The organism is Paenibacillus sp. 10L310, assembly GCF_056395745.1.
In genome coordinates this window covers 602167-615696 of record NZ_JBFTKC010000001.1, presented here as the reverse complement: position 1 = coordinate 615696, position 13530 = coordinate 602167, and the positions used below count along the sequence as shown (strand labels likewise).

Sequence of the window (13530 nt, the reverse complement as noted above, 5' to 3'; positions counted from 1 at the left end):
TCATGAGTGAACATGTAGCTCAGGGACTAGACCGTTTCGCCAAACTTTCTGGGGAGTACGGCGCAAGAGCCCTCGCCCCCATCAAAGAACATTTTCCCGAATTGTCGGAATTTATTATGGGGACGGCATACGGGGATATCTTTCAGCGCACCACGATTACGGATCAATGGAAGGAAGTTGCTATCATCTCTTCGTTGATCACCCAAGGACAGTATGAACAATTGGGGGTACATTACACGATGGCTCTGAGCGTGGGAGTGACGGTGGATCAACTCAAGGGAATATTGCTACATCTGGCGCCATGTGTGGGTGCCCCACGCATTATAAGTGCATTTAATATTTTGCTTGCCACCTTGGACGAAATACAGTAATTCACTTTTCTACATTTTTATACATGATTCGACTTTTTTATTGATCTTTTTACATTCCTACCTTTATAATATGGTTAAATTATCCTTCGAACCAGCTCTCATCTTAGAAGCTTTCAGCAGAGGCCCTATGGGGCTGTGTATCCACTAACAGGATAGCCTTAACTCATTTAAAGGAGAGAGATCAAACATGGGAAATTTCATTCTGAAGACTGACGTTCCAAACAAGGTGTTAAACATTGAACTGGAGGGTTCTTTCTCTCAAGAAGACGGTTTGCGTTCCATCTCGGCCTATCAGGATACGATCGCTTCTATTAACACCAAGGAGTATGACCTGAACATCGATTGCAAAAAGTTGAATGTTACTGCTCCGGAGATTGTTCCTCTTCTTGAAGGCTGCCTTCAATTGTTCAAAAAAGATGAATATAAAAAAGTCGTGTTGACCCTCGAGAACAACGCGATTCTAAAAATGCAATTGTCCCGGCTCGGCCGATCAGTCGGTCTGGACAATCTCGAAATCATATCTACCGTTACCACTTAATAAACCAGGCGGACAAGCTGTGAATTCACCCTTCCGCTCAAGAGGAGAATGAAGATGGCCGGAATTCGTATTGTAGATATCGATATCTATCATCCAGCAACCAAGGTGCACAATGATTTTTATATTGAACATTTTGATGCAAGAGGTGTAGATATTCGTGGATTGTTACAGGCACTTGGTCGTGATACACGTTATAAAATTGACAACGATGACGAAAATTCACTAAGCATGGCCTATGAGGCAGCCAGTAACCTACTGGAGAAAACCGGACTCACCGGTGCAGATATTGATCTGATTGCTTATGCAAGCCAAACGCCAGAATACATCTTTCCTACGAATTCCCTGATGATCCATCGCCTGATTAACGGAGCTTCTCACACGATCTGTATTGACAGCAACGCCAACTGCGCGGGTATGACTGCTGCTTTCGAACAAGTTAGCCGGCAGATGCTGGGCAATCCTCGAATTCGCCGCGCATTAATCATCGGCTCTGATTACGTGGCTCCTCACGCCAGTCCCGATGATCCCGTATACTTCGCCAATTTCGGTGATGCAGCAGCGGCGGTTATTGTAGAGCGGGATGAACATGCTGTCGGTTTCATTGATTCAATCTATCAGACGGATACCTGCGTGTATGGTAATTCTCTTTTTCCTGCACAAGGCTTGGCAAAGCTGGGCAAAACGGGTGTAGATGCGGGTGCCTTTCATGTGAAATTCATCCCATTTGATGATTCCATCTGTGTGGATGCTGCTTCAGAGTCCATTCGTACCTTGCTGATACGTAACGAGATTGGACCAGACGAGATCAGAGCCGCCTGCTTCTCCCAGCTATCCATTAGTAACATTCGGGCTGTATCCGCGAACGTCGGCATTGGTGATGATATTGCCGTCTATATCGGAGATGAGTTCGGGTATACCTCAACCAGCAGTCCGTTCATCGCATTACATCGAGCGGTTACAACCGGTCAGATTCAGCGTGGTGACAAAGTGTTGTTCTGGACCGTTGGAGCCGGATGGCAAAATGTTGCCATGGTGGTTGAATATTAGGTATACACTTCAAAATCCAATAAAACCATCTCTGGTACCACTACTGGAGATGGTTTTTTGTTTCTTCATTTTCCACCTATAACGTTCAATGAAAATTTATTACCTTTTATTGTGAAAATAGTCACTTACATATTATTACACAAAAACTATGATTTAGAAGTAATTAAAACCCATAAAAGGAGATGTTTATGTTCAAATGCTATCTATTATCATGAGTTGCTGTTGCATTAAACGGAGTTAGAAATTGCATTGGTAATTATTCAACACACATTCCATTTAAGAGAGGGAGTTTTTAGATTGAAGATAAGAAAATCGCTAACTTCTTTATTATCCTTAGCTTTGTTATTAACTCCATTAAATCTTGTATTCGCAGATGGTAATATGGACACGATCACCATGAACAATGAACTAAAAAAAAGGATCGAAGTCAACATCGATTCATCAATCACGGGAAATGAGCGAGAAGTAATTGCTGACGTGATGGCCCGGCTTGACGAAGAAGATCGAGGAAATGTCATCTATGTCGCAGAAGACGGTGCCATTTACTCTAACAAGACGGAACTCAAAGAGACGACAGAAGTATATGATCTGGTTGAGAACAACATCTATCAAAGTGCATCCGGAAAAGAACTTATCGGTCCTGGAATATCCACGAATGATTTTTCAGCATCTGCCGTTAAAGATGATACACAAATTTCGCCCACTGCCGAAGTGCCTAATCCAAGCGGAGGTTCCGGTCCTTATCGAAGAGTTTTCTCAAATAATGGATATAACTGGTTAAGTACTTATGTAACCATTCCAGGTGCCCCATACGTAAAAGGTAATGTTTCGACGGATGTTCCTTATGTATACCTGGGAGGCTGGGGATCTAACGGAAATGGGATAGATGCAGGTTTGCAATACAGCACAGCGTTTGATAACTGGTCACCTACGACGTTGGCCAACGGAGCCATGGTACCTAGCAATACGCGCTATCGATCAGGTCAGGATATTTATATGAAATTTTATGTGACGAATCCCAATGAATGTACGTTGGCTGTATCAGGAATCACGACAACTGGCGAACAACTAACAACGACGATTGTAAGAAGCGGAGTAAGCGGCTGGGATAAAAGCGGTATAGGGATGAGAGTAAAACGAATGACCACCATTGGTCAAAAACCCGAGAACATGAACACAGGTTCAACCATTAAAAATGTTCGCTGGCATGATATCACTGTAGGCTATTATTCAGGAAGCAATCTTATATATAACAGTTGGGGCAGTGGACAAACCGGAGGATATCACTCTGTGCCTTCCAATAAAGTAAGTGTTAATTATATAAGCCCTGGTGAAGAAACCGTCAGCATTCAACTTTAGTATCCGTTAATCTGAAAGAGAAGCTCTAAAGGGAAAAGTAGCAGTTCCATCCACAGTATGATAACTAACCAACACCATTTTACTTTAAAATTAATTATTTAATAATACTATCTTTTCAAAGCAAAAAGCAGCCCTATTGGACTGCTTTTTGCTTTATACCAAACGTTCAGAAAATCTTCTTTGTCTCCCGATCGTCTTTCAGGATCTCTACAGCCTCCCGGAAACGCAAGGAATGCACAATCTCGCGTTCCCTTAGAAACTTCAGACTATCCTGCAGATCCACGTCATCGGTCAGGTCGATCAACCATTGATATGTAGCCCGGGCTTTCTCTTCTGCTGCAATGTCCTCGTACAGGTCCGCAATTGGATCACCCTTTGCAGCAATGTAGGCAGCTGTAAAGGGAACACCGGAGGAATTGGTATAAAACAAGGCAGAATCGCGTTGAGCATAGTTCGGCCCAAGTCCCGCTTCTTCCAGTTGATCCACCGACGCGTCCTTGGTCAACTTGTAGATCATGGTCGCAATCATCTCCAGATGAGAAAATTCCTCTGTAGCAATATCCGTCAGCAGACCGATAATCTTGTCTGGAATCGTATAACGCTGATTCAGATATCGAAGGGCAGCGGCCAACTCCCCATCGGCACCGCCATATTGTTCCATCAACAATTTCGCCATACGAGGATCACATTTACTAACCCTTACGGGATATTGCAGTTTTTTCTCATATACCCACATGTAAGACGCCTCCCTCTACGTTATTAAAATACAGCCCTTCTTCTAACCCTCGGGCTTCCTGTCCCTAAAGTCCTGCAAGGAAGCCTGAGGCTGATGTGTCACACTTGCCATGGCCAGGGCGTCTGAGACCATTCCCACGGATACTTGGAGAAGGCATGACCAAAGTTCATAAGTGGTCCATACAATTGTTGAAACTCCTGAGCCACCCGCATACGTTCTTGCGTGAATTTGTTATATTGCTCTATGCTTTGATAATCCCCAGGATGGGTGTCCAGGTACAGATTCAGCTCCACTAATACAAAATCCAGAGCCTGAAGCTCCTCCAGCAGTTCATAGTATTGGGTATCGCACGCTTTTGCTCCTTCAGGTTCCATCCACATCCACCTTCCTTCCCTTCGATCTGGCTGGTGTATAAGGGCTGTATAATGCAGGCCATAACGTCCCCACTCTTAATGCTTCTGCCGGACTGTACTGTGGCCAGCCCATAGGCTGAAATGGAATAAATAATTGCGGAGGTACCAGATACGTCCGAATCTCTACTGGTGGACAAGGATCAAACGGCCCCACAAAAGGGGCGTAAGCACGAAGTTGCGGATCTTTCACAGAACAACGCCTCCTATAATACATCGTTGGTGCAATTGAATATTACTGAGGTCCTTCCAGTTTCCCGTCTCTATAACCATATGACGCTGTCCCCGAAGTTAATCCGAAATTCGTTTCAACTATGTGCAGAATTTCTCCAAATTCTTCTTTAAAATAAAAAAAGACCTTCGGTCGTTCCCCTTTCAGGTAACTTCCAAAGGTCTTATATCCTGGCAGATCTTCGTAATCTGCGTCATTACATACTTTTCCTCGTCTTATCTTACTCCTGCAACGAGTTCTATTCTGCTGGATTTTCTTCCGAATTCATGTCTTGAGGGACAGATTGCTTGTACACTCGAACACGGGTAATTCGCAAGCGAGTCGATTCTTCCACTTCAAAAACGTACCCATTCAGCTCCTGCGTTTTCCCCTTGGATGGATTGCCCCCGAGCTCTTTAAACAACCATCCGCCGATGGTATCCACTTCTTCATCCTCAATGATGGCTCCGGTCCACTTATGAACTTCTTCAATAAGCGAACGACCATCAATGGAAAATGAATCTCCACTCCGTTCCATATGGGGACGCTCATCCTCAAACTCGTCATACAAGTCTCCAACGATCTCTTCCAGAATTTCTTCCGCAGTCAACAATCCAGCTGTGCCACCATATTCATCCACAACCAGCGTCATCTGTGAATGTTTCTTCTGCATGAGACGTAGCACATGGCTGATTTCCATGGATTCAGGAACGTTTAAGATTGGACGGACAAGTGAAGCCAGATCATGTTGTTGCTCCGGTTTAGCCAGCAACAGATCGGTGATGTGTATAAATCCAATGATCTCATCCTTGTCTTCTACTGCTACGGGATACCGGGAATGTTTGGTTGCGTTAATGATCTCCAAGTTCTCTTCCAAAGACATATGCGTGTACAAACAATCCATGTCTGTACGTGGCAGCATCACTTCACGTGCCAGCATATCGGAGAAATCAAAGATGTTGTCCATCAGTTTGATCTCATCTTTATCGATGACACCACTTTTGGCACTCTGCTTCATCAGAATACGAAGTTCATCTTCCGAGTGAGCTTCGCCTTCACTGGCAGGTTCGATACCCGCTAGACGCAGTAATGCATTGGCCGATACATTCAGTACCCAGATGAACGGGAAGAAGATTTTGTAGAACAACAGCAAGGGCGCAGATAAAAACAATGCCACTCCGTCTGTTTTTTGAATTGCCAACGATTTAGGTGCAAGCTCACCCAGCACAATATGCAGAAACGTAATGATACAAAAACCGATAATGACCGACACGGTCGAAATAAGCCCTGTATCTCCTACACCAAGTTTAAACATGAGTGGCTCAACGAGCAATTCGGAGATGGCCGGTTCTCCCAGCCACCCGAGTCCAAGCGATGTCAGCGTAATCCCGAACTGAGTTGCCGATAGATAGGAATCCAGTTTACTATTCACCTTCAGTGCATAACCAGCCATACGATTTCCTTCACTCTGCAATTGAGTTAAGCGTGTCTGCCTTACTTTCACAAGGGAAAATTCCGCTGCGACAAATACGCCATTCAAAAATACGAGCAAAAAGACACAGACCAGATTAAATACCAGCTGCCCAAGATGAAATTCGGTATGAATATCCAAGTTGAAACTCCCCTTTTCTATCTATTTCAGGAATACACCTGGAATATCAACGTGTGATTGCCTTTCTCGATTTGAAATCCACACCTTTGTAATACATATCTGCCACTAGCAGGTTTGGTCCGCAACAGGATGCAATATCGCAATGGCAATTGACCGTTTGATTCAACGGATGTTCAGCTGACCATTCATGGAACACATCATCCAGTTTACGATCACGAATATTACCAAATTCCGGGATATCGGCAAAATCGGTCACATACACATTACCCGTGAACATGTTGACGTTAACGCGGTTGCGTCCGTCCGGATCATTACGTACCGTCACATTTGGTTCGCTGTATAAACGGTTGATCAGTTCCCGATCCTGCTCTGCTGCACTGCACGCGAAGAATGGCAGAGTACCGAAGAGCATCCACATATCTTTGTCACGTGCATCAAGCAAACGATGAATCGCTGCTCTCATATGGTCCAGTGATAACACGGGCAACGACGAAGCAAAATTCGAATTATACATTGGATGCACTTCGTGACGAACACAGCCCATCTCACGAATCAATTGATGAATACCATCCAGCTTGTCGTGTGTACGGAAGTTAATCATGGACTCGGCAGAGATAAACATGCCTGCTTCACTTAATTTGCGGGAATTTTCAATCATTTTCTCATACATCTTCACCGCGACTTCACGTTTCACAGGTCTGCCACTATTCGCAAATCCGACTTGATGGAAATCGTCAGCATTCAGGTAGTTGAATGAGATATGCATAACGTCCAGATACGGCAAAAGTTGCTCATATCGGCTGATATCCAGCGTTAAATTCGAATTGATCTGGGAACGAATTCCACGTTCCTTGGCATATTTGAGCAGCGGGATGATCATCTCATCCACTGTTTTCTGGCTAAAGCTTGGCTCGCCACCCGTCAGACTAATCGTCTGCAGATGCTCCACTTCATCCAATCGTTTTAGCATCAGCGGTAATGGAAGAGCCGGCGCTTCACGCATCGTAAGCATATCTCCTACGGCACAGTGCTCACACCGCATGTTGCACAGATGTGTCACAGTCATTTCTACACTGGTCAACACATGGCGTCCATATGTACGCAGAGAGCCAATCGGATCCCACGGATCATTCGTTGGCGATAAAGGCATCGGTTGTACCGATCCTGAGTTTAGCATGGTCATTGTTCTTCACCTTATTCCTTTTATTAACCTAAAAAGTTTTATTTACATCATACCTTGTGTTTCTCTTTTTGGAGTTATCTTTTATCATAGCACAATTTTGAATGCTCCGGCATACGTAGACCCTGTCCATTACATGACAAAAAACACTCAGGTAACTCCGGGCCGAATCACGAAACGGCCCCGATATTACGACATGAGCGCTAATCATTTCTAAGCTTGTTCAGCTTTCCAACCGTTCACTTTGGGCAGATGAAGGTGTATCCTCCACACCCTCTACACCTGTGATCATCACAGACAGTGCTGTAGACAGGTTAATTTCGTAGGGCGAAGATAAGGCCTGGCCGTCGGCATCCTTGAGCACCCGGATAAGTGGACGTTGAGGAACACGTGGATGAATCGCTGCGACCACCCCAACCTCTCCCGTACTGAGCGTGACCGATAGACCCACGGGGTAGATCGCTACACAATCCCTGAATCTCTCCAGCATTCGTTGTTCATAAAGCGTTCCTGAGCCCGTATACAGCACTTCTACGGCCTGATGTGGCAGCAAGGCTTGCTTGTAGACTCGATTCGTTGTCATGGCATCATACGAATCAGCAAGAGCAATCCACTTGGCATACTCATGAATCTCTTTATCCTTCAGCCCAAAGGGATATCCGCTGCCATCAATTCGCTCATGGTGCTGCAATGCACAATGTGCAGATAGAAGCGGTATACCTGGTTCGTCTTTGAGAATACGATGTCCATATGTAGTGTGCTGCTGAATGATTTTAAATTCCTCGTCACTTAATCTGGAAGGCTTATGCAGAATTTCTGGTGCAATCTGTGTCTTGCCAATATCATGCAATAAGGCACCCAGACCAATCTCCATTAATTGCTGGCGTGTGTAACCCGAAGCGACACCAAGAACCAGTGTATACACACATACATTCAGCGAATGATTATACAGGTCAAAATCACTGGAGTTCATGTCCATCAGCATAATCATGGCTTCCTTTTGGCTGCCGATGTCCTCCAGAATGGTATTCATCACACCACTAAGCGCTTTACCGAAATGAGGAATCCGATTCTTCGTTTTCATTCCCGACATGCTCTGAAATTGCTGTTTGATCTCGACCAGTGCTTTCCTTCGGGTCTCTTCCTGCAACATTTCAGGAACGATGATGTCCTCTGTCGCAGCATCTTTAATATACACATAACCGACTCCGAGATCCTTAAGGCGTCCAATCAATCGACTGGTTAGCTCTACATCTTCACTAAGTAATACAAGGCCTTCTTCACTATAAATACGTTTCCCCAGCTTCATGCCAGGCTGCAATAAGTTTATATGTACTAAACGCACAGCCTATCCTCTCCCGCTCCGTAGATGTAATTACCACTAGCCGCCGCTTCAGCAGAAGGCAAGTACTTTAAATTTAGCTTTGATGCCAGCGGGCTCGCAGGCTGTCGTCCAGAGCCCCTGGTCGTTTTATTTCCGTTTCCAGCAAATCGCGTATGAATTCCGGAAGATGATAGAGCGTACGGGTTCCATGAGCAAGAGGAGGATACCCCACATTGAACGTAAACATGTCCAGTGTCCCAACGATATACTCACATTGTTCGTCCATAGGCTCCCCATTGATGGATATGGTCTGGATTTTCTCATAGGCTGGCGCATCTGGATTGTATTGAACTTCCATTCCGTCCATACATAACGTGCCTAGAATATGACCACGAAAACCAAATCCCACAATGGGCTTACCTGAAAACTCGTCCAACAAGGACTGCTCAAGTGCTTCACGAATATGACTTCCACTCAAGCATATTGTACAAGCATTTATAGGAGATGGACATAGGGAATGCAACATTCCTTTTGTAATATTACCTTGTGGAAGATCTCCGAGAAGCTGACCTGCATTCACCAGAGACAGCTGTGCCCCCGTGAAATGACGAACAGCTTGTGCAAGCAAGGTAGCAAACGGGGATTCCCGGTCGTACGTGATGGGCAACACCCGATCCGTTATCACTGCCGTCTGATTGAGTGTCCTTTCAGCCTCCGTACGATTCGTAGCGATTGCCAGCGCGACCTGATCATCCAGTAATATACTCTTGGCAGCCATACAACCGCTACTTACCAGTTGGAGAGGCTCTCCCACACTTGTTCGTTCCAGAACCACTTTCCCAAGCCATTGGCCAAATTTTCCAGCTGCACCCAGCACGGTCTGACCAATGACTAAGGGTTCTTCGAGAACATGATGGGTATGTCCACCGAGAATAACATCAATTCCCGTAATTTGCTCTGCCAGTCTCCGATCTGTCGAAAGCCCCAGATGTGAAAGAATAACCACCACATCCACTTCATCACGTAATGCTTCCACTTGAGCTCTTAATGACTCCACAGGGTCCAGAACATCCCACCCGAGCAATTCGTAAAACGTGGTAAAAGGGGCCGTTGCCCCCAGCAGACCAACGCGAAATGGACCTTTCTCCACAATCAGAGAAGGTTTCATCCACACTGGCGCAAGTCCAGTATCTTGCTCCACAACATTGCTGCATACCACAGGACACAGAAGTCCAGCGTAGGACTGTGAGAGCTGATCTGGCGTAAAGGTTAGTCCTTCGTTGTTGCCGATTGTAATGGCATCGTAGCCCGTCAGGTTAATAACATCAACATTAGCCGTCCCCAGCGTCCCTTCTGTCTCAACGGCCATACGGTCCATATGATCGCCGATATCCAATACAAGGAAGTTGCCACCTTGGTCACGTTCCTCATTGATCATAGCGGCGATGGTGCTCATGGAGCCGAAGTGGCTATGAATGTCGTTGGTGTGCAGAATCGTTAACGTTTGGTTCTCCCTGGTGCTCATCACACCGCCTCCCCTGCTCTTCAATAAACGTTCATTCTTCTAATGGATAAGCATAACATTTTCCGCGTCGTTATGATATATTTATAGGGTTTAGAGATCAAAAAGAGGTGAGTCATATCCATGAAATTGACAATTCAACTATTTGCAGGCATTGCAGAACGTTTAAATACATCCCTTCTGGAGTTTGAGTACATTGGAGACATTCCAACCGCTGCCGATTTAAAAGAAAAACTGAGTCTGGCCTACCCAGAGGCAGCTTCTCAGATAAGGACATCCTTTTTGGCAGTTAACCAGCAGTACGCTCCTGCCGATACTATACTTAGCTCAGAAGATGAACTTGCGTTGATCCCTCCCGTCTCTGGAGGCGATGGTACGGATATATCCGATGAACAACTTCGCTCTACCGTTCCAGAGCATCGGACTGCAGATGGCTTATTTCTGATTACAGAGTCCACCTTGTCCGTGGAAGCAACAACGGCGCTAGTGATTACCCCGAATCACGGGGCAGCTCTTACTTTTGTAGGTACAACTCGTGAAATGACCGGTGAACAGCGCACCGTTCATCTTGAATACGAGGCCTATGTGCCGATGGCTCTTTCTCAGATGGCAGCCATTGGTGTGGAAATCTCCGATCGCTGGCCTGGTGTGTTATGTGCAATCAGTCACCGAATCGGCAAAGTAGATGTGGCAGAGATTAGTGTAGTCATTGCCGTTTCCTCGCCTCATCGCAACGACTGTTATGATGCAAGCCGTTACGCCATAGAGAGACTGAAACAGACCGTTCCGATCTGGAAAAAGGAAATTTGGGAAGATGGATCTGAATGGAAGGGACATCAATTAGGACCATGGAACCCCATGGAGAACTAAATAATGAGCCTTTACACCTTTTAGATAGAGTGGGTTAATAGTAAATAAGTCGTTGTCAACCCATTTTTTTCTTGTTATTATAATTATATGTGTCGATATTAGTCGAGAAAAGGTGGTTTATACGTGAGAGTGCATGTTACTGATCTTAAACCGGGTGACCTGTTAAAAAATGATGTATACAACAGTTCGGGTCTCCACATGCTGATGAAAGGTTCCACCCTCAGTGAAGATGACCTATCCAAACTGTTGCAACATGGAATCGAGTACGCAGATGTAGAACACACAACATCCGACCTACACTCTGATGCACAAACCTTACCTTCCGATCAATCCCGTCTGTTAACTAACTTGTTTAACGATACGATCAAAGGTACTGAATCTCTATTTCAACAAGCGATGGAGAAGGGTTTTATTGATGAGACACAGGTCGATGAGATTTTGTTTACCCTAACAGAACAGTTGGAAAAACAAAAAGATGTTGTCTCCTTGTTGCTTATGCTGGACGGGGATAGCGATTATACGTACAACCATTCATTGCAAGTCGGAATGCTCGCTTTTTATATCGCCGGCTGGATGGGTTACAACCCCGAGGAATGTCTAACGGTAGCCAAAGCAGGATATCTTCATGATATCGGCAAGTCCAAGATTCCTTCTGAGATTTTACATAAACCTGGTAAATTGACTACGGAAGAATTTGACGAAATGAAGAAACACACATTCTATGGGTACGATATCATTAAAGAATCCACGCAGGATGAAATTCTGGCAACGGTTGCACTTCAACATCATGAGCGCGAGGATGGAAGTGGTTATCCTCATGGACTGCGAGGAGACGAGATCCACCCCTATTCCCGTATAACTGCTGTAGCAGACGTTTACAGCGCCATGACGACCAATCGGGTGTACCAGACCAAACAGGAACTGATCTCTGTACTGTGTGAACTGTACAGCCTCAGCTTTGGTCAGTTAAATGCTGAAGCAACACAAGAACTGATCAAGCACATGCTGCCTAATTTTATCGGTAAAAGGGTTCTGCTCACCACGGGTCAGACGGGACTCATTGTCATGAATAATCCTGCGGATTATTTCCGACCACTCGTTCAGACCTCTACGGCCTTTATCGATTTAGCGAAAGAAAGAGATATTGCTATCGTTGAAATTTATGTACAGTAACTGTTCATTGTGCACAGTATGTATACGAAGAACCCCATAGTAACTGAAATAACCAATTCATAGGTTGGCATATGACAAAAGGGAAGCCATAATCGGCTTCCCTTTTGTCTATTCCGATTCAATCATGTTGGATTACACGCAGAATGCTTTTGTGATGATAACCAACAGAATGAACAGTACCAAGATTGCACCAGTGTTTGTGAACATATTGTATCCACCAACGCCGCCTACTCCGCCTACATTGCCACCACAGCCATATCCTACTTCGCTCATGTGATTGCCTCCTCTTCATCAGGTATACCCTAACATATGACGTTTCCGTTGGAATGAACCGGGCGAACAGGCAACATTCGATAAATGGTTGTCTGTCTGCATCTACCTGAGTGGATCAGCCTTTTGTTACTCCCTGTCCTATGCAGGGATCTATATGTCGGAATCCGAATGAACTTGGATGCCTTTTTCCTTGCGGTACATGATAACAAGTAATCTCCAAAATTCATAACTGCCTTTGTCATTCATAATAAACGGTCGATAATAATCAAACGCTTGCTTGGCCCATGCGGGACAATCCATATTGGAAAGTTGCTCCTGTTGCTGAATCCATCCCCCTTGAATCTCCAGCGTTTTCTGCATGGCTTCAAACATTTTCTTCTGCTCAGTCGTCATCGGCGGAGCCTCCTGTTCCTGAGATGCAGTTCCGTATTCGGCCTGTAGATACGCACCCGGTTCTGTCACACCATCTTCGCTGGCAGTATATCCGTAAGATGGCGCGCTGGTTTTCCGGATCTCATAATGTACATGCGGGCCGGTACTCTGACCCGTGCTTCCCTGATTACCGATAAGCTGGCCTCTCTTCACCCGCTGCCCAACGTTTACGGCAATCCGCGAAAGGTGAGCATAACAATGCAAGTAACCGCGATGATCTTGAAGGGCAACTGTAAGCCCGTAACCGCCGAATCCGGAGCCTGTAACTCCTTCGGAAGCAAAACGTACCCTACCTTCCATAAAGGCATAGACGGGGCCATTCCAAGGCTCTGTCACGAGATCAATTCCGCGGTGAAATGTCTGTCCACCATGAATAGGATGAATTCGATAGCCGAATGAACTTGTAATCCGATATCCCTCGAAAGGGTTCACGCTCATACACTCACATCCTTTTCTATCATTAAATGCTTAA

15 protein-coding genes are annotated in these 13530 nt (G+C 45.3%); 6 read left to right on the top strand and 9 right to left on the bottom strand.

Going from position 1 to position 13530, the window contains the following annotated elements; all coding sequences use genetic code 11:
- The first annotated feature begins 2 nt into the window (after positions 1–2).
- The 4 genes from AC1DE7_RS03140 to AC1DE7_RS03125 all read left to right on the top strand — a co-directional run bounded on the left by AC1DE7_RS03140 (position 3) and on the right by AC1DE7_RS03125 (position 3315).
- Positions 3–371, top strand: coding sequence for a carboxymuconolactone decarboxylase family protein (locus AC1DE7_RS03140; protein ID WP_017689521.1), 369 nt, complete (start codon positions 3–5; stop codon positions 369–371).
- 187 nt (positions 372–558) lie between these two features.
- The gene (locus AC1DE7_RS03135) at positions 559–909 is read left to right on the top strand and encodes a hypothetical protein (protein ID WP_036609902.1); all 351 of its coding nucleotides are present in this window, start codon (positions 559–561) and stop codon (positions 907–909) included.
- Between the two features lie 54 nt (positions 910–963).
- Positions 964–1956 carry a 3-oxoacyl-[acyl-carrier-protein] synthase III C-terminal domain-containing protein gene (locus AC1DE7_RS03130; RefSeq protein WP_076252338.1) on the top strand — a complete coding sequence of 331 codons (993 nt, stop codon included), beginning with the start codon at positions 964–966 and terminating at the stop codon, positions 1954–1956.
- A gap of 297 nt (positions 1957–2253) precedes the next feature.
- Positions 2254–3315 carry a YrpD family protein gene (locus tag AC1DE7_RS03125; protein WP_127544323.1) on the top strand — a complete coding sequence of 354 codons (1062 nt, stop codon included), beginning with the start codon at positions 2254–2256 and terminating at the stop codon, positions 3313–3315.
- Positions 3316–3481: 166 nt separating this feature from the next.
- Here the strand turns inward: AC1DE7_RS03125 and AC1DE7_RS03120 are convergent, their stop codons facing one another.
- The 7 genes from AC1DE7_RS03120 to AC1DE7_RS03090 form a co-directional block, all read right to left on the bottom strand.
- Positions 3482–4051, bottom strand: coding sequence for a manganese catalase family protein (locus tag AC1DE7_RS03120; protein WP_036669914.1), 570 nt, complete (start codon positions 4049–4051; stop codon positions 3482–3484).
- Between the two features lie 98 nt (positions 4052–4149).
- Positions 4150–4425, bottom strand: coding sequence for a spore coat protein CotJB (locus AC1DE7_RS03115; RefSeq protein WP_477533721.1), 276 nt, complete (start codon positions 4423–4425; stop codon positions 4150–4152).
- Positions 4415–4654 (bottom strand): spore coat associated protein CotJA, encoded by a 240-nt coding sequence (locus AC1DE7_RS03110; RefSeq protein WP_017689526.1) that lies wholly within the window; start codon positions 4652–4654, stop codon positions 4415–4417. Before AC1DE7_RS03110 ends, AC1DE7_RS03115 begins: the two co-directional genes overlap by 11 nt.
- A 277-nt stretch (positions 4655–4931) precedes the next feature.
- Entirely contained in the window at positions 4932–6284 is a 1353-nt protein-coding gene (locus AC1DE7_RS03105) for a hemolysin family protein (RefSeq protein WP_127544325.1), read from the bottom strand.
- A gap of 46 nt (positions 6285–6330) precedes the next feature.
- Positions 6331–7467, bottom strand: a complete 1137-nt coding sequence (yfkAB, locus tag AC1DE7_RS03100) for a radical SAM/CxCxxxxC motif protein YfkAB (protein WP_101313331.1) — start codon at positions 7465–7467, stop codon at positions 6331–6333.
- Positions 7468–7687: 220 nt separating this feature from the next.
- Entirely contained in the window at positions 7688–8809 is a 1122-nt protein-coding gene (locus tag AC1DE7_RS03095) for an HD-GYP domain-containing protein (RefSeq protein WP_315370729.1), read from the bottom strand.
- Positions 8810–8882: 73 nt separating this feature from the next.
- The gene (locus AC1DE7_RS03090) at positions 8883–10313 is read right to left on the bottom strand and encodes a bifunctional metallophosphatase/5'-nucleotidase (protein ID WP_076318354.1); all 1431 of its coding nucleotides are present in this window, start codon (positions 10311–10313) and stop codon (positions 8883–8885) included.
- Positions 10314–10433: 120 nt separating this feature from the next.
- Between AC1DE7_RS03090 and AC1DE7_RS03085 the strand changes: the two genes are divergently transcribed.
- Positions 10434–11180: a molybdenum cofactor biosynthesis protein gene (locus AC1DE7_RS03085; protein ID WP_076318353.1), complete on the top strand. Its 747-nt coding sequence runs from the start codon at positions 10434–10436 to the stop codon at positions 11178–11180.
- A 123-nt stretch (positions 11181–11303) separates the two neighbouring features.
- Positions 11304–12353, top strand: coding sequence for an HD-GYP domain-containing protein (locus AC1DE7_RS03080; RefSeq protein ID WP_076318352.1), 1050 nt, complete (start codon positions 11304–11306; stop codon positions 12351–12353).
- 132 nt (positions 12354–12485) lie between these two features.
- Here AC1DE7_RS03080 and AC1DE7_RS03075 read toward each other — a convergent pair whose 3' ends face one another.
- Both AC1DE7_RS03075 and AC1DE7_RS03070 read right to left on the bottom strand, forming a co-directional pair.
- Positions 12486–12626 carry a hypothetical protein gene (locus tag AC1DE7_RS03075; RefSeq protein WP_017689533.1) on the bottom strand — a complete coding sequence of 47 codons (141 nt, stop codon included), beginning with the start codon at positions 12624–12626 and terminating at the stop codon, positions 12486–12488.
- A 150-nt stretch (positions 12627–12776) separates the two neighbouring features.
- Entirely contained in the window at positions 12777–13496 is a 720-nt protein-coding gene (locus AC1DE7_RS03070) for a M23 family metallopeptidase (RefSeq protein ID WP_339286360.1), read from the bottom strand.
- Between the last annotated feature and the right edge of the window lie 34 nt (positions 13497–13530).